Origin of the sequence: Emticicia sp. W12TSBA100-4 (assembly GCF_040253585.1) — a bacterium.
GTDB lineage: Bacteria > Bacteroidota > Bacteroidia > Cytophagales > Spirosomataceae > Emticicia.
In genome coordinates this window covers 411,075-433,345 of record NZ_JBELAU010000002.1, presented here as the reverse complement: position 1 = coordinate 433,345, position 22,271 = coordinate 411,075, and the positions used below count along the sequence as shown (strand labels likewise).

Sequence of the window (22,271 nt, the reverse complement as noted above, 5' to 3'; positions counted from 1 at the left end):
AATACATTCATTCAATAATTTACTCATTCAAAATTGATTATAATGCAAGCGATATTAGTTTACTGTGGAGCAAATCCTGGAACAAAACCTATCTATAAAGAAACTGCCGAGAAACTGGGCAAAGTTTTAGCCGAAAACAATATCCGTCTTATCTACGGCGGAGGAAGTGTTGGATTGATGGGAATTGTGGCTGACTCGGTTTTAGCAAATAATGGACAAGTTACGGGTATTATTCCGCATTTTTTAGACCGTATGGAAGTTGGACATAAAAGCCTACCCGAAATGCACAAGGTAGAAACCATGCACGAACGTAAGGCTTTGATGGAAAAGCTCTGTGATGGCATTATTACATTGCCTGGAGGCTATGGTAGCATGGACGAACTTTTCGAGATTTTGTCATGGTCGCAGTTGGGACTTCACCAAAAGCCAGTGGGTTTGCTTAATGTTAATGGTTTTTATGACCACCTCTTAAAGCAATTAGATGTAATGGTTGAAGAGGGATTCTTGAAAGCCGAAAATCGTGCATTGGTGCTTGTGGCTGATACTATTGAAGAATTAATGGAGAAAATGTCGAGTTTTAAAGCATCTTATCACGAAAAATGGTTGAATAGAGAGCAGATTTAATAAGGCAAATTGCTTTTAGTTTATCTTTGTGAAAACTTATTATTGAAAACCATGTCTATTGCCGAATTATATCAAAAATTTAAAGCCAGCAACGGAATTTCGACCGATACTCGTAAAATCAACGAAGGAGTAATGTTTTTTGCTCTGAAAGGTGATAAATTCAATGCCAACTCTTTTGCCCACGAAGCCCTTAGCAAAGGTGCAAAATACGTGGTAATTGACGAAGCCGAATATGCTACCGACAAACGTTGTATTTTGGTTGGCGATGTGCTTTATACACTTCAAAAATTGGCCAATTACCACCGTCAGCAACTCAGTATTCCGTTTGTGGGCATGACAGGCTCAAACGGAAAAACCACCTCAAAAGAATTAGTTGCGGCGGTTTTATCAAAGAAATTTAAGACTTATTTTACTAAAGGAAATCTCAATAATCATATCGGTGTGCCGCTTACATTGCTCGGAATTGACGAAAGCTACAAAATTGCAGTAATCGAAATGGGAGCAAATCACCAAGGCGAAATCAGAGATTTATCTAATATTTGCGAACCTACGCATGGCTTCATTACGAATGTCGGAAAAGCTCACTTAGAAGGTTTTGGTGGCGTTGAAGGGGTGAAAAAAGGCAAAGGAGAGTTGTATGATTTTTTAGCAAAATCAGGCGGAACAGTTTTCGTAAGTGCCAAAAGTACAGCATTGCTCGAAATGGCCGCTCAGCGGAGATTTAAAGAAAGACTCGACTATTTGGCTGATGATGAGGTTGTTATGTTGCAAGATTCGCCAGTGGTTACATTCTTGGCGAATGGTAATCAATACGAAACGCATTTACCAGGCTCATATAATTTTGAAAATATTGCTGCCGCTTTAGCCATTGGAAAATACTTTGGTGTTTCGGCTGAGTTAGCCAATGAGGCTGTTTCGGAGTATAATCCTGACAATAATCGCTCGCAAATTGTTGAGAAAGGTACAAATAGTATTTTGCTTGATGCCTATAATGCCAATCCTTCATCAATGTCAGCTTCGATTCAGAATTTTATCAATCTTAAAACCAATAAAAAGAAAGTCGTAATTTTGGGCGATATGTTCGAACTGGGAGAAGAAGGCCCTGCGGAACACCGTCTGATTGGTGAGTTAGTAGCCAAAGGAAACTTTGATTTGGTAGTTTTATTCGGCGAATTAATGACAAATGCCCTTGAGTTTTTACCGAATGCTTTTTATTTCTCTGATAAGTTTTCGCTGCATAACTGGCTGATTGATAAGCAATTAAAAGACTCTTATATCTTAATAAAAGGTTCGAGAGGAGTTAGTTTGGAGACCGTTGTGCAATTTTTGTAGCAATCAAAATATATTGAGAGGGGATATTTTAACAGAATATCCTCTTTTTTATGTCTTATGATTTTTTCTGAAACGTTACGCACAAATGTTTATGCAAAAGCAAAGTTTGGTTTGTATTAAGAGCGTGCTGCTCTTTAATGATTGCTTTTTCTACTGAATTTGACGTTTTTCGTGTCATACGCTTGAGCGTGCGAAACGAACGAAGATGAAAAAAAATGCCTAAAAATAGATACGAAATCAAAGAACTTACGCTTAGTTGGTTAGCATGAACTTTTTGTAATTTTAAGCCAGCCAAACCAGCCAACGTTCGTAGGCGTTGGGCTGTACATAAATAAACCCGTCCGTTATAAACATGGCTATCATCGTAGCCGATTACGCTTGCTTCGTTCGATAAGAACATATTGCTTCGCTCAGCTTCTACCCACAAATTTCCGAGTCGGCCATTTAAGCTACTGTTGTTAGGCTTAGTTACGATTAAGATACCGTTGGGTTTGAGTATTCTTGAAAGTTCTTGTAGCAACGACGTTTGATTCGGAATATGTTCGATGGTTTCCATCAAAAGTACATAATCGGCCGAGTTTGCTTCAATGGGTAACTTTTGGTTCAAATCAATCGGCAAACAAGTCAACGAATCGCTCTTGAAAATATCGGGATACATATCAAAAGCTTTTACGACGGCACCAGCATTGTGCCATAAATTAGCTACGTAGCCCGAACCCGCCGAAACATCAATCACAGTTTTTCCTTTCACATCATTTTCTTCAACAAAACGATGAATAAACTCCAAAGCAGCCCCTTTTGAATGTGGTACTTGTTTGATTTGTGATTTATATTTCGACATTAAAACGCTTATAACTTGTTGATTATAGATTATTTTTCTGTTGACCGTCGTCTATTGACTGTGGACTAACCAATATCAATAGGTTTTGATTTAAACTTAACTTTCCAGCGGTCGATTTGTTTTTTCAAACGAAGCGTAAAGTTTTCTTCGGGGTCGGGTAGTTTCCCTAAAAACTTTGTTCCGATTTTCAGGTAATTCTTGAAAAATGTATTGCTACTCATGCCCCACTTCAAGATAAACTCTGTTCGGCCATCGTTGCGTTTTACACGTCCTGTACTTCGACTGGCAAAATGATAAACCCTGCTTTTGCCCAAACCTTTGTAGTATCTTACACCATAATGCCAGAGTTTTATCATAAAATCGGGGTCGCTGTACATTCCTGGAAAAAACTCAACACTCAAGCCCCCAACTGCCCGATAAACAAACGTTGGTAAAACCATCGGATACCATTGACTACCATTCCAATCTTCTTTTGGGTAAGTGGCATATTCTGCTAAAAATTTCTCTTCATCAAATTCCGAAGGGTGAGTACCGTAGTTTTTGTCGGCTATTACGCAGGCATTTCCTTTATCGAATCCCTCAATCATTGTTCCGCTGATGCACCATTTGTCATCTTTTTGTTTGGCTATTTCTTCAAACAAATAAAAATCCCAATCGGGGCATAGATACATATCATCATCAATAAAAACCAAGTATTCGGCAGTAGCAAGGTGCGAAGCGGCGTTGAAACCATAACAAACACCCGAATTTTGCGAACTTTTTGTGTAGCTAATACCGCCTTGGGCAACTACCCAATCTTCCGACCCATCGTTGCCTTCATTTACGTGAACAATAATTTGGTGTTTATATCGACTATTTTTCTTAATACTATTGACCACACATTTCAAATAGTCAATATTATTCCACGATGGAATGAGTATAGAAAAAACAGGAGAGTAGTCTAAGGCTACTTTTTTATGAATAAAATCCACTTACAATAATTGATAATTGATAATGAAAAATGGAGAAGTATTAGGTGATAAAAAATTTGGAAAAGTAGAATTGATGATTAGCTATTCATAATTATCAATTCTACATTCTCAATTAAAGATATCACCATCCTTTGCGTAAAACGTAGGCAATATACGCAACATCTTCTTCGGTAACTTTGGCATGAAGAGGTAATACTAAATATCGTTCTTCGATAGCATCCATCTTGGGAAATTTACCTTCAGTACGACCACCAAAAATTGTGTATTTATCATTACGATAATGTACTTGTCCCGATTCTATACCGTGTTCACGGAGATGTTTCATTAGCTTTTCACGGTCGTCAACTTCGGCGGTCAGTAGCCATGCTGCATGTTCACGGTCAGAGTATTCACTTCCAATTACTCGGATTCCTTTAATATCTTTCAATAAATCGCAGTAAAGACGGTAGAGGTTCTGACGATGAGCTAAATGTTCATCAAACTCATCAATTGCTGCAAGTCCAATGCTTGCTGCAATATCAGTCATTTGGTATTTAAAGCCAACTTCCGTAATATCGTTTTCCCAAATACCTTTTTGCTTACTACTACGGTCGATACCGAACCAACGCAAACGTTTGGCTTTCTCCACCAAAGATTTATCTTTTACTACCAACATTCCGCCATCACCTGTGGTAATATGCTTGATTGCCTGAAACGAAAACATCGTAAAATCACTTTGGCTACCAATATATTCGCCCTTATATTTTGCACCAACGGCGTGAGCGGCATCTTCGATGATAGCGATATTGTGCTTACGGCCAAGTTCCCAAAGTTCGTCCATATCACATGGCAAACCTCCGTAATGAACACAAACAATAGCTTTGGTTTTTGGTGTAATGAGTTCAGCTACGTGTTTTACATCGATATTTAGGTTGGCATCAATATCAGCAAAAACAATTTTTACTCCCATGTACAAAAACGGGATGTTGGTAGCGGTGCAAGTAAAAACTGGGGCAATTACCTCATCGCCTTCTTTGAGGCCAGCCAGTAAATACGACAAATGTAGGGCGTCAGTTCCCGAACCAACCGCAAGGCTTTTGCAAGGAGCGGTAAATTTCTGCTCGAAGCGTTGTTCAAACTCATCGACTCTTGGACCTTGACCAATCCAACGAGTATTCAGAACTTCGCTGACATTTAGAGCAGCTTTAGCTGGAATATTGGGGTGAAATAGAACGATACCGTCATTTGTATCCATGACAGGAAACTCGTTCATGGGCTTTTCAGCAGTCATAAACAATAGTACGTTTTAGGTTAGATTGACCAGGTTGAGCTGGAAATTATATTATACACGTTTAAAAAAATCATGGTGGCTTTTGAAGCAGACATGATAGTGAACAAAATTAATATTATATATTTTAATATTCTACAAAAAAAGGATTTTTATCATAAATTTTAATCTTTTAATCTATACATTTAATGGATTAGTATGCTATTTTATGAGAACTAAAATGCTAAATTATAGTATTTATGATTAAAGGATAAAGAGTGGAATAATCGTTTTTTCAGAATAAATGGGCTAAATAATAGACATTTATAATCAAGATTCTGGTTTATGAAATAAGGTTGGAAGGATTCCGAAACATTAGTTTTTGTGAAGTATCGACAGATAAATATTTCAATAAAATCATATTTATTGTCCGTACCTTTGTATTATGGATATTCATCAACAACATTCGCAAATATTGACCAATCTTGGCATTGAGAAATTAAATTCGATGCAAGTTTCGGCACAGAAAGCCATCACTGCCCGCAATAGTGATACGCTTTTACTTGCTCCAACGGGTTCGGGAAAAACTTTGGGTTTTTTATTGCCTGTTTGGCAATTACTCAAAACGGACCAAACAAAAGTGCAATGTTTGATATTGGCACCGTCTCGTGAATTGGCGATGCAGATTGAGCAGGTTTGGAAGAAAATGTCAACGGGGTTTAAGGTAAATGTGTGCTATGGTGGCCACCCGATGGCTACCGAAATACAAAACTTATCGACCCCGCCAGCTTTATTAATTGGTACTCCTGGCCGAATTGTAGACCACATTACTCGCAATACTTTTGCACTTGATGGCATCACAACCTTGGTGCTTGATGAATTTGATAAATCGCTGGATTTGGGTTTTCATGACCAAATGTCTTTTATTATCGGAAATTTGCCGAATCTTAATAAAAGAGTTTTGGTTTCGGCAACGGCAGGAATCGAAATTCCCGAGTTTACGGGTTTGACAACGCCCCAAGTTTTAGATTTTTTACCAGAAAAAAATACCGAAAATGAGCAACTAACTATGAAGTTGGTGATTTCGGACGAAAAAGATAAACTTGATACAATTTTCGATTTGGTTTGTTCGCTCAATTCGGAAGCGGCTTTGATTTTCTGTAATCATCGAGATGCAGCCGAGCGAACAAGCGAGTTTCTGAATCAAAAAGGTATTGTTGCTACATTTTATCACGGTGGAATGGAGCAAGATGCCCGTGAACGTGCCTTGATTCGATTCAGAAATGGCAGTGTAAATTATTTGCTCACGACCGATTTGGCGGCTCGTGGTCTGGATATTCCCGAAATGAAGCATGTTATTCATTATCATTTGCCGCTACAAGCACACGAATTTGTACATCGTAACGGTCGCACGGCACGTATGCACGCTTCGGGAACTTCGTATCTGATTTTTAGTAGAGATGAAGAACGCCCAGCTTATGTTGATAAAAACTTGGAGGAATTAGTGCTTTCAAAACGTTATCCGTTGCCGCAGCTTCCTGATTATCAAACACTTTATATTAGTGGAGGAAAGAAAAACAAGCTCAATAAAATTGATATTGTAGGATTTTTATCACAAAAAGGCCAACTCGAAAAAGGCGATTTAGGACTTATCGAAGTGAAAGATTTTACATCGTTTGCAGCCGTGAAACGTTCAAAAATAAAAACACTTTTACAGCTTATCCGAGAAGAAAAAATGAAAGGCAAGAAATATAAAATTGAAATTGCGAGGTGATTTTTTAGTAGTCCACAGCCAATGGACTACAGCCAACGATAGTGTTGGTAATTACTCAGTCTGCATTTTCAGAAATAAAAAACGGTCAAGACTTTATTGTCTTGACCGTTTTTTATCATCATAAGGCGAAGCTTTGCCTACTGTCGACTATTGACCGTGGACTGTTGATTAATTAATTTCTTCTACCTCTACCACCTTCACCTCTTTGAGTATCTCCATTTTGACGACTTTCGTTTGATGGTATTGAGCGTTCGCTACGGCTTGGTGCTTGGCTTGCTTCTCCTCCACGACTTCTGCGTTCGTTGCCAGTAGAAGCATCTCTGCTTGGGTTTGGCGTGTTGCGTTCGCTACGACTGTTGTCCATTCCACTTCCTCTACCATAATTGTCTGAACGACTTTCTGTACTTGAACGGCTCGGGAAATCATTGCTTCTTGAAGGACGCTCTGATGTTGAAGGAGTTGGAAAATTATTGCGACTATTTTCGATTCCGCCTCTTGAACTTCTGTCGTTATCATTGCGTGTGTCATAGCTTCCTCTCGAACTTCTTTCATTATCATTGCGAGGGTTGTTATTTTCTCTCGAACCTCTTTCAGTATCATTACGGCGGTTATTGTCGTAACCTCTTGAGTTTCTATCATTATCGTTGCGTGAAGTACGGTTATCGTAATGACCATTAGAACCATTGGTACGGTAACGACTACGCTCACTGTAATACTCACGACCAACACGGTTACGGTCATTTCTGTACCAACCATTGTAGTTTGGACGAGGGACATAACCTAAACGGATAGTTCCAAAACCACGGCGGTCGAAGCGATAAAAATCAAATCCTCCGTGATAATACCAACGAGGATAGCCACGAAGGTCATTCCAAGCTATATCAAATCCATAGAATCTACGGTCGAAGTCATACAATTCGATACCTACTTGGCGGTTGAGGTAGGCCACATCGTCCCAGATTTCTTGTTGTTCCCAACGGTTAAAGATACCATCTGCGAGATAAGCATATTCTTTACGCTCCACATCTTCTAAGCGACGATACAAACGATTGGCTTCATTACGAGTGATGAGCCCATTCTGAATACCATTGCTGATACGCACTCTAATATCCCAGTGCCAGTCGAACTCGTCATCATAATAATAGCGGTCATCATCATAGCCATTACCATAGTTATCATAGACACCACCGTATTGTGCATTTGCCGAAAAAATAGTTGTAAAAACCATGATTGCAGCTATTATGAAATTTCTCATTGTCTTAAATATTATTGTTAATTTATACTTTAGATGCAGAAAGGTATCAAAAGGTTTGCTGCTGATTTGTTAATTGATTGTTAATGAGCTTTTTTCTGTCGTAAGTAATTGATAGTTAGTTTATTAAATAAATTTATTAAAGATTTTTTTGTTCAGATGTAGGACAAGTTTTCAACTTGTCTTTACGATAAAATTTGTTTTTAACTCAAGCTATTTGAAAGTCGAAAAACCTGCCTTACTTTTAATCTTATTTACAATTTTGTGTATGTTTGTTAAACCATTTTCATCACTCAAACGCATAAGCCTTTTTTATGAAATCTTTCTGTTTACTTTTTTTACTATCTTTTTCAATTTTCGCTCAAAAAACTGTTTCGAGTAAATTTTCGGCTGCCGAAATTGCTCGTTTTCAGCAGCAAGCTAAGCGAGTAAATATCATTCGAGACAATTGGGGGATTCCGCATATTTATGGTAAATCAGATGCTGATGCGGTTTTTGGTTTGCTTTACGCTCAATGTGAAGACGATTTCAAGCGAGTAGAAATGAATTATATCGAAAAACTGGGCAGAATGTCCGAAATTAAAGGCGAAGCAAGTCTATATGATGATTTACAAATAAAACTATTGATTGATACCACCGATGCCATTGCCGATTATAACAAAGCCGAGCCATGGATGAAAAAACTACTCAATGCCTACGCCGATGGTATCAATTTCTACTTATACACGCACCCCAATACAAAACCTGCGTTGCTGACTCGCTTCAAGCCGTGGTATCCACTTTTGTGGACTGATGGAAGTATCGGAGCAATCAGCACAGCAGATATTACAACTGCCGAACTGAAGAATTTTTATTCGGGCGATAAAGTTACTTACATCGCCGAACCCAAAGACCCCGAAAATCAAACTGGCTCGAATGGCTTTGCTTTTTCGCCCAAAATTACGGCTTCTGGCAATGCCATTTTGTATATAAATCCGCATGTAACGTTTTATTTCAGACCCGAAGTACAAGTTTCGAGCGAAGAAGGCTTGAATGCTTACGGTGCTGTAACTTGGGGGCAAATGTTTGTTTATCAGGGGTTTAACGATTATTGTGGGTGGATGCACACCTCGTGTAATGTCGATGTGGCCGATGTATATGCCGAGAAAATTACAAAAAAAGGTGATAAGTATTTTTATGAATATGATAAGCAATTAAAGCCAGTTACCGAGAAAAAAATAAGTATCAGTTACAAAGATGGCGATGGTCTGAAAACCAAAATTTTCACGACTTATGCTACGCATCACGGCCCGATTATGGCGAAACGTAACGACCAATGGATTAGCCTAAAATCGTATAATCGCTCAATGACGAGTTTGATTCAAAGTTGGAAACGCACCAAAGCCAAAGGCTTTGAAGATTACAAAAAAACTATGGATTTGCGAGCGAATACTTCAAACAGTACCGTCTTTGCCGATAATAAAGGAAATATTGCATATTGGCACGGAAATTTTGTGCCTGTGCGAGATCGCAAACTTAATTGGGCAAAGGTAATTGACGGAAGTACGTCAGCCACCGAATGGAAAGGCTTGCATACAGTTGATGAAACCGTTCATGTCTACAATCCAGTGAATGGTTGGTTGCAAAATTGTAATTCTACACCCTTTTCGGCGGCGGGGGTGATGAGTCCGAAGAAAGCAGATTTTCCGCCATATATGGCACCCGATGGCGAGAATTTTAGAGGTGTAAATGCCGTGAAGGTTTTGGATAAAGAAAAAAGTTATACGATTGATAAAGTGATTGCGGCAGGTTATGATACAAATTTGGCGGCTTTTGAGGTCTTGATTCCATCGTTGATTAATGTTTTCGAGAAAAACGTAAAACCTACCGATTCGCTTTATGTAGCTTTGAGCGAGCCAATTGCTGAGTTGAAAAAATGGAATTATCATTCGTCAGAAACTTCGGTGGCTACCACTTTGGCGATTGAATGGGCAGGAAAATTGAGTAATACTTTACAAAAATTATACATCGACGAAGGTGAAGACGACCAAGTAGCCAATGTGAAAAGATTTGCGGCATCGGCCACACCTGAGCAAGTTTTACCGCCATTATTAGTCGTAGTAAATGATTTAAAAAAGAAATTTGGCAAATGGCAAATGCCGTGGGGAGAAATCAATCGTTATCAAAGAATTTCGTCAGATATTCAGCAAAAATACGATGATGCACAGCCGAGCGTACCAGTGGGTTTTGCTTCGGCACTTTGGGGAATGTTGCCTTCGTATAATAGCCGTTATTATCCATCTACCCAAAAACGTTACGGAGTAAGTGGTAATAGTTTTATTTGTGCCGTTGAATTTGGCCCAAAAATCAAAGCAAAATCATTGTTGGCAGGTGGCGAGAGTGGAAACCCAGCGTCTAAACATTTCAACGACCAGCTCGAAATGTACACCAAAGGCAAATTTAAAGATGTACTTTTTTACAAAGAAGATGTACTGAAAAATGCCGAACGAACTTATCATCCTGGCGAGTAAATTAAAAATGCTTCAAAACATTAAGAAAATGAAAAATCAAATCGGAACAAAAGAAAACCCAATGGCATTGCAAACGCCACCTCAAACTTCGTCATACACGATGCACGTAGCCGAAAAAGATGGTAAAGAAATTTTGGTTTGTACGGTTGGCTCAACGGTTTTACATTATGATATTCGTTGTATTAATGATTTGCAAGAAATGCTCAAGCAACACGGTGATTGGATGGAACTCGGTTCGGCTGATGAGCAAAAACCAGCCAAAGAAGGTACAGTAGAGGCGTGGGGACGCTCGGAATCGAATCCTGTTGGTGGTTGGTATGGCCTAAAAAAAGGTTTTCGTGGGCGTTTTGGCATGTATGTGCCGCCTTTAATGGAAGCTTTGGGTTTAGTAGAATTAGAGCATAATCCTAAAAATAATCGGATGAGAGCGAAGTAAAGGTGAAATAATATTATTTCCGTTCCTCTGAATTTTTTAAAGGAAGATTTGAAGGAACGGAAATTCTATAAATATACTTTAGTTTTTAATCTTCAATTAAATGTCCACAAAATTGGGCTTTGTTATCTAAAATTTTTCCACCTCTCCGATAGCCCAGTCCGCAGGCTTCGCCTACAAAAAATACACCTGCTTGATAGTGGAACGCCGCCCGAGAATTTCCTGCATTATCTTTCAAAAATTCGGTATATTCTTGAAAAACTGTATTCTGCTCGAAATATTCTCCTTCGGTCGAGGTTTCGGTTGTACCTGATGGCGAAACAATGCGAACATTTGCACCTTCACGCCCAAAAAGTACTTTTTCGACGCAAGTTTTGCCTAAAATCGACTGTGAACGTGTTTCTAAAAGCAGTGGATGATTTGGGTAGAGTTCCCACAAAACCTTCAAAATAGCTTTCGATTGAAAGAGTAAAGTATAAGCAGGATTCAAAATAATCGCTTTTCTATTTTTGCTGATTTCGGTTAAAATCTGAGCCAATTCGGGTTCGTCCCAGCCAATATATTCCCACGGAATGAGTTTAAACCAAAAATCATATTTTATAAAACTACCGTTGCTTGAATTTTGCTTGAAAATGCCTTCGGTTGCCGAAAATTCCACATTTTCGATATAATCAAACGCTACTTCAAAGCCTGCTTCTTTGGCAGCTTCGCCCAAAACTTGCATATTCGTATCGTCCTCGGGAAAATCTTTCATCGTAGAAATCAACAAGGTTTTCTCGAAATTAGGATTTTGACGATGTAATTCTCTAAATTTTTCTACGAAAGTTTCATAGAGAGTATTAAACTGTTTGCTTTCATCCAAACCATTTGCTTTCAACGATGCCCATTGAACAATAGCCGTTTCGGGAATACAAGTGGCCGTATCGGCATTAAATTCTATCAATTTTATTGGTTTTCCATCAATACCGCCACTTAAATCGAAACGACCGTAAATGTGCCAATTGGCATCGTTTTCCCAAGAATATTCTATTAATTCAATTAAGTTTTCAGGAATACCAAGTTCGGCATAACGCTCATTATCAATTACATGTTGAGCGGCGGCAATATACATTTCGTAAAGTTCATTGGCAGCATCGAAATAGTTTTCGGCTTCGTCTTCCGAAACCACCACCATTTCGTTGGTGATGTATGGCAAAGTATCTTCTCCGAGCATCCAATTCCAGCCAATATTGCGGAGTGATGTTTCGGGAGAAATGGTGAGGTTTTTTAATTTCATGTTTATTAGTCCACAGTCGATAGACGACTGTCCACGGTTATTAAATTTTACTGTCTAAAAACTTATACTATTGACTATCGACGATTGACCATAGACTTTTTACGAACTATGACTACTATGGCTCGAACTGTGAAAAAATCCGCTGCGTCCGCCTGTTGGACGAGCCATTGTGGTGCGAGAGTTGCCAATATTTTGATGAATTTGGCTCGACCTATTGAAAGCCCCTGCTGTGGCATAATAAGCCATCATTCCTGTACCACCACCAAAATGATGTCTTCGGCGATGACGAGAAGTATCTGTTTTAGAGCCAGAATTTTGAGCAACTCCATTTATGTCAGGTCGATAACTGGCATAATTAGGACTCACAGTTTTGGCCAGTAAATAGCCCATACCGCCAAACAAAAGAGCATTTGAAAGATTACTACTCTCACCAATAGTTTTGGGATTTGATTTTACTTCACTGTCAATTAAACCTTGCACAACTTTCGGCGAAAGGCTGTCTTTTTTGCCATCAAGGTAACTGACGATGGCTACTGAACTATCAATCGGCACTTCCTTTTCATCGGTAATCTTAAAAACGCCCTTTGAAGTTTCCGAAATATAGGTCTTTACACCTTTGGTATAAACTTCATCGTAGGTATAATCTTCTTCTTCGGAGCTATCGCTGCCGCAACTTTGCAGAGCTGTACTTCCACTCAGAATCGTGAGAGCAATCGTGCTGCCAATGGTAATATCTTTAACTTTTTTGATAAAAGTTTTTTTGCTAATAGGAGTCATTTTTCGATATTGTAAGAGCGGTTTAGTAAATTTATGAATCAAATATTTGGTAAATACTGCAATTAAGAAAGAATCTTGGTAGGAATGGTTGTTTTTCCTTGTAATTTGGTGTTTTTCTTGGACAATTTATGAAACATTTTCTGTTTTTGATATTTTTAATCTTCAGTAAGGTAGTAGCTCAAAACCCTTATGTACAAGTGCTTGGTGTTGCACAGGATGGTGGTTTTCCGCAGGCAAATTGCCAAAAAGAGTGTTGCAAAGCGGTTTTTGAGCAAAAATCCGTACGTAAGTTTGTATCGTGTATTGCGGTGGTTGACCCAATTTCAAAACAAAATTGGTTATTTGATGCCACGCCAGATTTTACGCAACAATTACATTTGCTCAATAATCCCGAGCCCAAAAACTTGGGTATTTTTCTGACTCACGCTCATATTGGGCATTATACGGGTTTGATGTATTTGGGTAGAGAAGCGATGGGAGCAAGCCAAGTGAAGGTTTATGCGATGCCCAAAATGAAAAATTTTATCGAAAAAAATGGCCCGTGGAGTCAGTTAGTAGCTTTGCAAAATATTAATATACAGCTGATTAATGAAGATTCGGTCATTGTTTTAAACGAGCGTATTAGCGTGCAAGCATTTAGAGTGCCGCACCGTGATGAGTTTTCGGAAACGGTGGGTTATAAGATATTTACAGCAAATAAAAGTTTGATATTCATTCCAGATATTGACAAATGGCAAAAATGGAATCGGAGTTTAAAGGAGGTGATAAAATCGGTTGATTATGCGTTTTTGGATGGTACTTTTTATAAAGATGGGGAAATTAATCGCCCGATGAGCGAAGTACCGCATCCATTTGTAACTGAAACTATGGATTTATTGAAAGACCTACCCACCACCGAGAAAGCCAAAGTACATTTTATTCATTTTAATCATACAAACCCCATAATGAACATAAAATCTTTAGAAAATAAAGAAGTGAGGCAAAAAGGCTTTAAAGTCGCTTTTCAGGGGGAGAAAGTGGAGTTGTAAACTGATTACTACCTATAGATATGGACAAAAAACACCGCACATTACTTATTATTATTGCAATTGTAGGCTGGGCTACTATTGGAGGTTTAGGGTGGTATTTCTTTCGGGATTATTCATCAAAACCTCGGAAGATTAAAGGCGTAGCCGAATACGATACCCTCGTTCAGCCAACTCATTATAAAACGATTGCTTCGCAAGCTTTCAAAAATGTAGTACTTGAAACAGATTTAGGCCCAGTACAAATTTATCTTGAGCCGAGCGAAAAACATGCTATTAAGTTTCATCAATCATATTTAAAGTATGTGGATATGACTTACAGAGGTGATACTTTGCTCATTCATGCTAAAAAAACGCCTAAATCGACTAAAGAAGAACCAGTTTTCAAGCAAATATATGTTTATATGCCTGATATAAAATATTATCAAGGCGAAGCGAGTCAGACTACTTTTTCGTACTTTAATATAGAGAAACTTAAAGTTGATAGTCGAAGCAGTTGGGTGCGTTTTTACGGATGCAAAATTGAGGATTTAGAATTGCTAACTGACCATCCGTGCAATTATCGTTTGGAAGAAAACTCTTATTTCGGTAAAGTTAGAGCGAGTCTCAATGAGAACAGTGCCATGACTTGCTTGAGCTATATTCAAAATGACCTTGTTATCAAAACTAAGGACTTTAAGAAGATAGACCTTAGTAAAGAAAATGTCAAAAAGTTGATTGTGGAGAAATAGTGCGATGATAAATGTTTTGCCATGAAACCTCGAAATTTGTTTTTGTTGTATGCAGTTTTGGGCATCTACACCAATACTTTTGCTCAGATAAAATACAAATACTTGGTCTTGTTCAAAGACAAAGATGGTTCGCCATATTCAATAAACTCTCCATTAGTTTATCTTTCTCAAAAAGCCATTGACCGAAGATTCAAGCAGGGAATTGCCATAAAAAGCAGTGATTTACCCCCAAATCCTGCTTATATTTCAAGTATTCAACAAACTGGTGCGACAGTCATTTATAAATCACGATGGATGAATGCTGCTTTGGTTGAAGCCACCGAATCTCAGAAAAATGCAATTCTTGCTTTATCTTCGGTGAAAGGCATTGAGTTTAATCGCCCGCTCAAACAGGCTCGGCAAACATCAATTAAAGATAAGTTTGCCATAGAAAATACCGAAAGCTTGAATTATGGCGATGCAACGGCACAAATTCAATTATTAGGTGCTGACGTAATGCACAATCAGGGTTTTCATGGCGAAGGAATGTTGGTTGCGTTGCTCGACGATGGTTTTCTGAATGTCAATACGAGTGCTTGTTTACAGCATCTTGTTCAGCAAAACAAAATTGTAAAAGTCTATGATTTTGTGGATAACGACAATACAGTTTATTCACAAGGTGGACACGGAACTGCGGTATTGAGTACAATGGCTGGATATATTGATAATCAGATGATTAGTCCTGCGTTTGGTGCTTCGGTTGCTTTGTTTCGGACAGAAGATAATTTCTCAGAAACACCTCTGGAAGAAGCAAATTGGCTCTTTGCGGCTGAAATGGCTGATAGCTTAGGGGCAGATATTATTAGTTCGTCTTTGGGGTATAGCACTTTTGATAATTCGGCTGATAATTACACCCCAGCCATGATGGATGGTAAGACGGCTCTCAGCACAAGAGCGGCAGATTTAGCCACCGAACGAGGAATCGTAGTAGTTGTTTCGGCAGGAAATTCGGGTAATGATTCGTCGTGGCAAATCATTACCGCTCCATCAGATGGCGATTCTGTTTTGGCAATCGGAGCAGTGACTCGGGCAGGTAATTATGCTTCGTTTAGTTCGAGAGGAAATTCGGCTGATGGGCGAACAAAACCCGATGTGGTGGCGGTGGGTAGTAATACAGCTCTTTGTAATACTTCGGGGTTTGCCTCAACCAGTAACGGAACTTCGTTTGCGGCTCCGTTGGTGGCGGGGTTGGTGGCAGGATTTTGGCAAGCTAATCCGCACCTTACAGCACAGGAAGTAACTCGAAGTATCCGAAAATCGGGACATCAATTTGCCACGCCTGATGTTCTATTGGGTTATGGCTACGCTAATTTTTCGAGAGCAAATACGGTTGTTCAAAACGAATATTCAATCTCAGCCATTGAGCCAAATTTCGATTTAATTTCTGTCAAAATTTTGCCATCTAACAAAACTGATATTGAATTAAAGTTTAGTAACTCGCTCATTAACAATAATTTATGCATTACTTTTATTCAACAAAGCACCAAGCAAATTATCTATCAAGATACATTTACTCTTACCACAAATCAAACCACCAAAACAATTTCGCTTGACGCACTTACGCCTGACATTCTGCTCCGAATCGAAGATTTAACTCAAGAAAAGACGCTCAAAATTATTCGCTGGTAGGTTGTAAGCTTTCAGCAAAATCTTTCAACGTAATTTTGGGTTTTCCCAGTAAATCCCAGGTTGGTTGTGCTTCAAATTTTTCGGGATATTTATTGAGAGCTTCTACTATATGAAAACCATAATCAAACTTTTGGCTGAAAATCCCCATTAACTTCATTACAATCATGGGAGCCCACATCGTGCGAAGTTTTTCTTTTTTATAATGCTGAATGAATGTTTTGGCGGCAGCTTTTTGCGTAAAAGCTTCTAAACCTTGAATTACAAAATCTCGACTTTCAGAATCTTGCAAAACTTCAAATGATTTTGCTACCTGTCGGGCATAATCTTCGGCAGCTACATAATACATCGGAAACTCTGATTTTCCGCCTAATGCAATTATATTACCTTGTTTTGATTGGTAAAAAATACTTTCCATGAAAGCGGAAGGGTAAAAAATCGTGTACGCAATGCCCGAATTTTTGACTTTTTGCACCGCTTCTTGTTTGATTCTAAATACCCACCAATCAAAATTATTCATGCCTTGATATAAATGTACCAACGAAGCAATATAAGCTATTCGCTTGATTTTCAGACTTTTTGCTACTTCAATCACCAAATCAAGACCTTCGGATTCGGTATGAAACTCGTTTTCTTTTTCGGTTTGTTTCACTGATAAACTTAAAAAAACTGCGTCTTGACCTTGCATGACTTTTTCAATATCCACTTTGTTTCGTAAATCGCCTTTGATAATACTTGCTTTTGGAAATAGTTTTTCTGCCAAATTTTTATCTCGAACCAAAACAGTAACGCTGAAACCTGCATCAATAAGTGCTTTTGTGACGGGTTTTCCGAGTAAACCAGTTGAGCCAATAACAAGTATTTTTTTCATGATTTGATCGCTAAATTGATTCTTAAACAAATAACTTTCTCAAAGTTTAGATTCACAATTTTTAGGGCATAAATTTTTAAATTTCAAATCCAATCATCCTAAAATTAGCTTTTTATGACTTATATTTGTATAAATCTAATCAAACTGACTCTATGAAAACTCTTCTTGTAATACTGACTGCGGTCGTTTTACTAACAAACTGCGAGAAAAAAATAAGCAATGAAAGCTTTCAAAATGTGACCTCGGTTTCGGACGAAATCCAAACGGGTGGCGTAAAAATGGTAGAAATAGAAACGCTGGCGGGGAAATTTAAGGTATGGACAAAGAAATTTGGTCAAAATCCACGAATCAAAATCTTACTACTACACGGAGGCCCAGCCATGACCCACGAATACATGGAGTGCTTCGAAAGTTTTTTCCCAAAAGAAGGCTTTGAAATGTATGAATATGATCAACTTGGATCGTATTATTCTGACCAGCCTGAAAATGATTCTCTCTGGACAACCCCACGTTTTGTTGAGGAAGTTGAGCAAGTTCGCAAGGCTTTGGGTTTAGATAAAAATAACTTTTATTTGCTCGGAAACTCTTGGGGTGGAATCTTGGCGATGGAGTATGCTCTAAAATATCAGGATAATCTTAAAGGATTGATAATTAGTAATATGATGCCGAGTATTCCTGATTATGCTAAATACAACGAAGTACTAAGAAGCCAAATGCGTAAATCTTTGGTCGATTCGCTCAATGCTTTTGAAGCCGCTGGTGATTTCAAAAACCCGGTTTATGTCGATCTCGTTACTCGTGAATATTACAACCAACATATTTGTCGCTTGCCCGAATGGCCAGAGCCAGTCAACCGTACTTTTAAACACCTCAACGAACATGTTTATGTCTTGATGCAAGGCCCAAGCGAGTTTAAAGTGGGCGGGCGTTTATTGACTTGGGACAGAAAGGCAAGTTTACCAAATATAAAAGTGCCAACGCTCGCCATCGGTGCAAAATATGATACGATGGACCCGAAAGCAATGGAATATATTAGCAAATCAGTGCAAAAAGGGCGTTATTTGTACTGTCCCGATGGAAGTCATCTATCATTTTGGGACGACCAAAAAACCTATTTTCCGAACGTTATTCAGTTTATAAAAGACGTTGACGAAAATAAGTTTTAGGATTGTAGGACAACCGAGTCGGCGACCCGATTTCTAACTTGTCTTCAGCGAGTAAATGAAATTTTCATTAATTTGAGTACAACATTTAGGCGAACAGTATGCTCGCACCACAATTAAGATGTCACAACCTATTACAAGAGTTTTCGATTTATTAGACCAATCACTGGCAAAATACAACAAATCTGATGTTTTCGCTTCCAAAATCAAAGGCGAATGGCAACGCATTTCGGCACAAGATTTCATTCATTCTGTTACTCAATTGAGTTTGGGTTTATTGAAAATTGGCATTGAGAAAGGCGATAAAATTGCGGTTATTTCTGAAAGCCGTCCCGAATGGAATATTGTAGATTTTGCCATTCAGCAAGTCGGAGCAATTGGTGTTCCACTTTACCCAAACATCACGGTCGATGATTACCGATATATCTTCAACGATGCCAGTATAAAATTGGTTTTTGTAGGCGATGCCGACCTGCTGAAAAAAGCACAAGAAGCCGCAAAGGATGCTCCAAGCGTGCAAGAAATTTATTCTTTTGATAAAATCGTAGGTAATAATCATTGGGAAGAAATCTCAGAAAAAGCTGATAATCAAGACATTGGGAAGCTTGAAAATATCAAATCAAGCATCCAAAATGATGATTTGCTAACAATCATTTATACATCAGGCACGACTGGAAGTCCGAAAGGTGTTATGCTTTCTCACTTAAATCTGATTAGCAATTTCGAGTCTTGCAAAAACAATTTTCCAATTGATGAAACTTGCCGAGCATTGAGCTTTTTGCCGCTCAACCACGTTTACGAACGCATGGTTTTGTATCTCTACATGAGCAAAGGTTTATCAATTTATTACGCTCAAAATATGGCAACAATTGCCGAAGATTTGCGAGATGTTCAGCCACATATTTTCACGACCGTGCCACGTTTACTCGAAAAAGTGTATGATAAAATCGTGGCAAAAGGCTACGAACTAAGTGGACTCAAGCGTCGAATTTTCTTGTGGGCTTTAGATTTAGGCTTGAAATATGACCCGAACCAAGAATTTAGTGCTTGGTATAATTTCCAGCTAAAATGGGCAAAAAAACTCGTTTTTAGCAAATGGCAGGAAGCTTTGGGCGGAAATATTCGCATGATTTGTTCGGGAGCGGCCGCTTTGCAGCCCCGTTTGGCGAGAGTTTTCTGGGCGGCAGGCATTCCAGTTTCGGAAGGCTACGGCATGACCGAAACTTCGCCCGTAATTGCTACTAATCGTATTATGCCTTTAGATTTACGAATCGGTACGGTGGGCCCAATCATTGACGGAACGACGGTGAAAATTGCCGAAGATGGCGAAATTTTGGTAAAAGGTCCAAACGTAATGCTGGGCTATTACAATAAACCAGACCTTACAAAAGAGGTAATCGACCACGAAGGGTGGCTTCATACAGGCGATATTGGCAAACTCGAAGAGGGTAAATATTTGAAAATTACCGACCGTAAAAAAGAAATTTTCAAGACTTCGGGCGGAAAATATGTGGCTCCGCAAGTACTTGAAAATAAGATGAAAGAGTCGGTTTATATTGAGCAATTGATGGTGGTTGGCGAAAGTCAGAAATTTCCTGCGGCATTGATTATTCCTGAGTTCATAATTTTACGAGAATGGTGCAAATCGCAAGGAATTGAATATACTTCTGATGCCGAAATGATTAAAAATCAACAGGTTTTGAAATTGATTTTCAGTGAAATTGCTCGTTTCAACAAAGAATTTGCTCCTTATGAGCAAGTAAAGAAATTCACGCTTTTGGCAACTCCGTGGACAGTCGAAGGTGGCGAAATTACACCAACCCTAAAACCTAAACGCAAAGCAATTAATGCCAAATATAAGGCCGTAATTGATGGAATGTATGAGTAGATTTTTAATGGTTAATGATAAATTATGAATGATGAATGTTTTGTGATTTATTGGTAATGTGTTGATTATCAATAAATTAAAACATTCGTTAACCATTAGCCATTAACCATTAACCATTTTGTGAAACCCACACGCATTTTTTCGTGTTCTGTTTAGAGCAAAGAAAAAAACATAAATATGCCCTCTCAACAAATAGCGTTAAATTCGGTCGGTGCATTTCCGAAACTTTTTTTAGATTATATCTCAAAAAACGAAAATCTTGAAAAATTCTACAATCAATATCCTGATCTTCAGGGCTTTAATAAAGTAATTGAATCAAGGGAATTTACTGCCGATAAACGCCAAACGCTGGTTTCGGTACTCGAAAAACAATACAAAGTTTTAGAAAATAAGCCAAATCTTGATATTCTTTTAGAGTCAAATACCTTCACCGTTACGACTGGGCATCAGCTCAATATTTTCACGGGCCCGCTTTATGTGATTTATAAAATCGTTACGATTATCAATTTAGCCAAAAAATTAAAAGCCGAATTTCCTGCCTATAATTTTGTGCCTGTTTATTGGATGGCGAGCGAAGACCACGATTTTGCTGAAATCGCTTCTTTTAATCTTTTCGGGAAAACTCATAAATGGGAAACTGAACAAAAAGGTGCGGTTGGACGCATGAATCCTACCGAATTACAGGCAATTTTCGATGAACTTTCTGAAAAACCAGCAATATTTGAAGAAGCATATTTAAAAAATACAACACTTGCCAATGCCGCTCGACAATATATGAACCAACTTTTCGGAAGCGAAGGTTTAGTTTGTGTAGATGCCGATGATGCTGCACTGAAAGGTATTTTTAGCGATATCATTAAAGATGATTTATTAAAAAATTCGGCTAACGAAATCGTTACGAAAACTTCAAATGAATTGAACGAAATGGGTTATCATACCCAAATTACACCTCGTGAAATCAATTTTTTTTATCTACAAGATGGGCTTCGTGAACGCATCGTTAAAGAAGATGGTGTTTATAAAGTTTTGAACTCTGAATTTTCTTTTTCAGAATCTGAAATATTACAAATACTTGATAATCAGCCACAAAGTTTCAGTCCAAATGTAGTTTTGCGTCCGCTTTATCAAGAAATAATTCTGCCAAATTTAGCTTATATTGGTGGTCCTTCTGAAGTACCTTATTGGCTACAACTCAAAGGTATTTTCGACCATTATGGTGAGCAATTTCCATTGCTGATGCCTCGTAATTTTGCTTTAGTAATCAACCAAGCGAGTCAAAAACGCATTGATAAACTCGGAATTACGGCAGAAGAACTTTTTGCTGATGAAGTAAGCCTGCGTAGAAGTTATGTAGAGCGAAACTCTGAGAATTCGTTGAGTTTGGCTTTTGAAATTGATGATGTAAGTGAAGTTTTTGAACGAATCTTGAAAAAATCACTGGCCATTGACCAAACTATGAAAGGTGCAGTTGAGGCCGAAAAATCAAAAATTATCAGTTCGCTCGAAAATCTCGAAAAACGTATCAAAAAAGCCGAAGAACGCAACCAAGAAACATCGGTTACACAGCTTTTGGCACTAAAACAAAAACTTTTCCCCGATGGTGGTTTGCAAGAACGCAAAGAAAATTTCTTGAATTTTTATCTTAATGATAAAGAATTCATCAACAAACTTCTCGAAGCCTTCGACCCGATTGATTACAGCTTTAATATTATTGAGATTTAAAAAAACGTCTGCACCGAAGGTCTGATGTTTAACTGAGAATACAAAAAGTGTGGCATATTTCTAAAATGTGTCACACTTTTTTAATGTAGAATTAGAATTTGAAACTTTGGGTGCAGATGTTTTAGATAAAATTTTAAAAAATATTTGTTTTTATGAACACTGTTCATTTT

Annotated in this window: 18 protein-coding genes; 11 read left to right on the top strand and 7 right to left on the bottom strand. The window is 38.2% G+C overall.

The window, feature by feature from the left end:
* The first annotated feature begins 42 nt into the window (after positions 1-42).
* Positions 43-624, top strand: a complete 582-nt coding sequence (locus ABR854_RS04060; protein WP_350264073.1) for an LOG family protein — start codon at positions 43-45, stop codon at positions 622-624.
* A 51-nt stretch (positions 625-675) separates the two neighbouring features.
* Positions 676-1,956, top strand: a complete 1,281-nt coding sequence (locus ABR854_RS04055; RefSeq protein WP_350264072.1) for a UDP-N-acetylmuramoyl-tripeptide--D-alanyl-D-alanine ligase — start codon at positions 676-678, stop codon at positions 1,954-1,956.
* A 55-nt stretch (positions 1,957-2,011) separates the two neighbouring features.
* Here ABR854_RS04055 and ABR854_RS04050 read toward each other — a convergent pair whose 3' ends face one another.
* The 3 genes from ABR854_RS04050 to ABR854_RS04040 form a co-directional block, all read right to left on the bottom strand.
* The gene (locus ABR854_RS04050) at positions 2,012-2,797 is read right to left on the bottom strand and encodes a class I SAM-dependent methyltransferase (RefSeq protein WP_350264071.1); all 786 of its coding nucleotides are present in this window, start codon (positions 2,795-2,797) and stop codon (positions 2,012-2,014) included.
* Between the two features lie 65 nt (positions 2,798-2,862).
* Entirely contained in the window at positions 2,863-3,768 is a 906-nt protein-coding gene (locus tag ABR854_RS04045; RefSeq protein WP_350264070.1) for a glycosyltransferase family 2 protein, read from the bottom strand.
* Between the two features lie 121 nt (positions 3,769-3,889).
* Positions 3,890-5,038 carry a DegT/DnrJ/EryC1/StrS family aminotransferase gene (locus tag ABR854_RS04040; RefSeq protein ID WP_350264069.1) on the bottom strand — a complete coding sequence of 383 codons (1,149 nt, stop codon included), beginning with the start codon at positions 5,036-5,038 and terminating at the stop codon, positions 3,890-3,892.
* A gap of 421 nt (positions 5,039-5,459) precedes the next feature.
* Here ABR854_RS04040 and ABR854_RS04035 point away from each other — a divergent pair, with 421 nt between their 5' ends.
* On the top strand, positions 5,460-6,788 hold the full coding sequence (locus ABR854_RS04035; RefSeq protein ID WP_350264068.1) for a DEAD/DEAH box helicase: 1,329 nt from the start codon (positions 5,460-5,462) through the stop codon (positions 6,786-6,788).
* A gap of 172 nt (positions 6,789-6,960) precedes the next feature.
* On the opposite strand, the gene ABR854_RS04030 is transcribed toward ABR854_RS04035, so the two are convergent.
* Complete coding sequence (locus tag ABR854_RS04030; RefSeq protein ID WP_350264067.1) at positions 6,961-8,043, bottom strand: hypothetical protein; 1,083 nt, start codon at positions 8,041-8,043, stop codon at positions 6,961-6,963.
* A gap of 311 nt (positions 8,044-8,354) precedes the next feature.
* Between ABR854_RS04030 and ABR854_RS04025 the strand changes: the two genes are divergently transcribed.
* Positions 8,355-10,550 (top strand): penicillin acylase family protein, encoded by a 2,196-nt coding sequence (locus ABR854_RS04025; protein WP_350264066.1) that lies wholly within the window; start codon positions 8,355-8,357, stop codon positions 10,548-10,550.
* A gap of 28 nt (positions 10,551-10,578) precedes the next feature.
* On the top strand, positions 10,579-10,986 hold the full coding sequence (locus ABR854_RS04020; RefSeq protein ID WP_350264065.1) for a DUF6855 family protein: 408 nt from the start codon (positions 10,579-10,581) through the stop codon (positions 10,984-10,986).
* Between the two features lie 85 nt (positions 10,987-11,071).
* On the opposite strand, the gene ABR854_RS04015 is transcribed toward ABR854_RS04020, so the two are convergent.
* Together ABR854_RS04015 and ABR854_RS04010 are read right to left on the bottom strand one after the other, a co-directional pair.
* Positions 11,072-12,259 carry a glutathionylspermidine synthase family protein gene (locus ABR854_RS04015; protein WP_350264064.1) on the bottom strand — a complete coding sequence of 396 codons (1,188 nt, stop codon included), beginning with the start codon at positions 12,257-12,259 and terminating at the stop codon, positions 11,072-11,074.
* A 99-nt stretch (positions 12,260-12,358) separates the two neighbouring features.
* A complete protein-coding gene (locus ABR854_RS04010) occupies positions 12,359-13,036 on the bottom strand; it encodes a Cj0371 family chemotaxis-regulating polar lipoprotein (RefSeq protein WP_350264063.1) in 678 nt (225 codons plus the stop codon).
* 146 nt (positions 13,037-13,182) lie between these two features.
* On the opposite strand from ABR854_RS04010, the gene ABR854_RS04005 reads away from it, so the two are divergent.
* The 3 genes from ABR854_RS04005 to ABR854_RS03995 are packed head-to-tail and all read left to right on the top strand — an operon-like array spanning position 13,183 to position 16,460.
* A complete protein-coding gene (locus ABR854_RS04005; RefSeq protein ID WP_350264062.1) occupies positions 13,183-14,064 on the top strand; it encodes an MBL fold metallo-hydrolase in 882 nt (293 codons plus the stop codon).
* 20 nt (positions 14,065-14,084) lie between these two features.
* Positions 14,085-14,792 carry a hypothetical protein gene (locus tag ABR854_RS04000; protein WP_350264061.1) on the top strand — a complete coding sequence of 236 codons (708 nt, stop codon included), beginning with the start codon at positions 14,085-14,087 and terminating at the stop codon, positions 14,790-14,792.
* A gap of 21 nt (positions 14,793-14,813) precedes the next feature.
* Entirely contained in the window at positions 14,814-16,460 is a 1,647-nt protein-coding gene (locus ABR854_RS03995) for a S8 family peptidase (RefSeq protein WP_350264060.1), read from the top strand.
* On the opposite strand, the gene ABR854_RS03990 is transcribed toward ABR854_RS03995, so the two are convergent.
* Complete coding sequence (locus ABR854_RS03990) at positions 16,447-17,328, bottom strand: SDR family oxidoreductase (RefSeq protein WP_350264059.1); 882 nt, start codon at positions 17,326-17,328, stop codon at positions 16,447-16,449. The two genes, ABR854_RS03995 and ABR854_RS03990, sit on opposite strands and share 14 nt — an antisense overlap.
* 152 nt (positions 17,329-17,480) lie before the next feature.
* Between ABR854_RS03990 and ABR854_RS03985 the strand changes: the two genes are divergently transcribed.
* The 3 genes from ABR854_RS03985 to bshC all read left to right on the top strand — a co-directional run bounded on the left by ABR854_RS03985 (position 17,481) and on the right by bshC (position 22,101).
* Positions 17,481-18,494, top strand: a complete 1,014-nt coding sequence (locus tag ABR854_RS03985; protein ID WP_350264058.1) for a proline iminopeptidase-family hydrolase — start codon at positions 17,481-17,483, stop codon at positions 18,492-18,494.
* A 118-nt stretch (positions 18,495-18,612) separates the two neighbouring features.
* Complete coding sequence (locus ABR854_RS03980; protein WP_350264057.1) at positions 18,613-20,379, top strand: AMP-dependent synthetase/ligase; 1,767 nt, start codon at positions 18,613-18,615, stop codon at positions 20,377-20,379.
* A gap of 177 nt (positions 20,380-20,556) precedes the next feature.
* A complete protein-coding gene (gene bshC, locus ABR854_RS03975; RefSeq protein ID WP_350264056.1) occupies positions 20,557-22,101 on the top strand; it encodes a bacillithiol biosynthesis cysteine-adding enzyme BshC in 1,545 nt (514 codons plus the stop codon).
* Positions 22,102-22,271: the final 170 nt, after the last annotated feature.